1 protein-coding gene is annotated in these 2,156 nt (G+C 61.9%); it reads left to right on the forward strand.

The annotated features are described in order from the left end of the window. The first annotated feature begins 608 nt into the window (after window positions 1-608). Window positions 609-2,048 (forward strand): group II intron reverse transcriptase/maturase, encoded by a 1,440-nt coding sequence (gene ltrA / locus ACWDSL_RS53160; protein ID WP_450496939.1) that lies wholly within the window; start codon window positions 609-611, stop codon window positions 2,046-2,048. Window positions 2,049-2,156: the final 108 nt, after the last annotated feature.

The following is a 2,156-nucleotide window of genomic DNA, read 5'->3' on the forward strand; positions in this document are numbered from 1 at the left end:
GAGCGCCGTGAGGCGCTGATTATCCGAGTGGAGGTGGGAGACCTTCGCCGCTGCGCTGTCGCAGCAGCGTGGTGAAGCTGAGGGCAGCCTGATCCGGGGGATGCCGGGGAGGGCGGCAAGCAGCCCTGACAACGACGGGACTCGTCGGCACTGCCAGACGGCGTGGGCCCGGCTAGCGAGACAGGAAGGTGTACGAGAGGAATCGGCGTTGAAAGCCCCTTAAGCGTCCCACCAGCTCAAATCTGGCGGATATGGGCTGGGTTGCGGTGCGCACCCGTGCTGCTCGCTCAGCGTGGGAAACTCCTGCCCCGTTACGCGTATGACGGTTGGGAGGTCGTGATGAAAGCCTGCGGCGTAATCACGACGATGCCGCAGGGGCAAAGGCCGGACGCCTCACCTGTCGATCGGTAATCAGTGAACACGGGAACCGCCTAGCGGTCCTTTCCGTCTCCCGGCAGCCAGTCGTGGAAACGAGGGAAGACCCATCGCCGGTCGATGCCGCCAGGCGGGGCGGAGGAGCCGTAGTAGTCCGAGGCCGGGAAAGCCGGTCACATGGCGAAGGGCTCCAGCGGGTTCGTAGTGAGTAGGACAGACTGTGGAGGTCACCGGTGAATACGGGTGCACCATGGCCGGACTTTGATACAGCCGAGCTGTGGGTACGCAGGATGCAGCGCAAACTGCACCATTGGGCGGTCGATGATTCTGACCGCAGGTTCGATGATCTGTTCAACCTCGTCCATCACCCGTGCTTCCTCGCTGTGGCGTGGGAGCGGGTGCGGACCAATACTGGCCGCCGCGCGGCCGGTATTGACGACGTCAGACCACTGGACATCGGGGTCCAGGCGGAACGCTTTCTGCGGAGGCTTCGCGAGGAGTTGAAGTCCCGTAGTTTCCGGCCAGCCCCTGTACGGGAGGCTCAGATTCCCAAGGCGAACGGCAAGGTCCGGCGTCTGGGAATCCCAACTGCGGCCGACCGTGTGGTGCAGGCGTCGTTGAAGCTGGTGTTGGAGCCCATTTTCGAGGCGGATTTCTTGCCATGTTCGTATGGCTTCCGTCCCCGAAGGCGGGCCCAGGATGCCATCGCCGAGATCCACTTCTTGGGCACGAAGAAGTTTCATTGGGTGTTCGAGGCGGACATCGCGGCATGCTTCGATGAGATCGACCACGGCGCGCTCTTGCGGCAGGTACGTGGCCGTATCGCTGACAAGCGGGTCCTCCATCTGGTTTCCGCGTTCCTGAAATCTGGGATCCTCTCGGAGGGAGCGGTCACCCGGTATGGTGACACCGGTACTCCGCAGGGAGGTATTCTCTCTCCACTTCTGGCGAACATCATCCTGTCAGGCCTGGATCGGCACTTCGCTGCCAAACAGCGAGAGTTGTCCTCTGGGTGGGCCAAGCAAAGGCACCGCCAAGCCGGAGGAGGCTATTACCGCATTGTCCGTTACGCGGATGACTTCGTGGTGATGGTATCCGGAACTCGGCAGAACGCTGATGCTCTGTGGGATGAAGTCGCCAGCATCCTCTCCCCGATGGGGTTACGCCTTTCGGAGGAGAAGACGAGAGTTTGCCACATCGACGAGGGCTTTGACTTTCTCGGGTTCCGCATCCAGCGGCGCACGAAGAGAGGAACGGCCAGAAAGCATATCTACACCTGGCCTTCGAAGCGGGCACTCAACTCCATCGTGGGGAAAGTCCGGGAGCTGACCCGCCGGAACAGACATCGTACGCTTGCCGACTTGCTGCATCGACTTGCGCCGGTGCTAAGAGGTTGGTGTAACTACTTCAGGCACGGGGTGTCCAAAGCGACCTTCCAATACCTCGACCATTTCTTATGGTGGCGGGTAACCGGATGGATCCGTAAACGACACCGGGGCCTGGGCTGGGGAACCCTGCGCCGTCGGTTCTGGCCGGACTGGCAGATCAGGGAAGGGAAACTGGAATTGTTCCGGCCCCACGCGGTATTGGTGACCCGATACCGGTACCGGGGTCATCGAATCCCTACACCATGGGCAAGCCGGGAAGTTGTTATTCCCGCTCCAGCGGCATGAACTCGTGGAGAGCCGGATGCGGTGAAAGTCGCACGTCCGGTTCGGAGGGCGGGCCGGAGAAACCCACCTGTCGAAAGACAGACAGGGCGCTCCGGCCCGACCCTACGT

Source organism: Streptomyces sp. NPDC000941, from assembly GCF_053599555.1.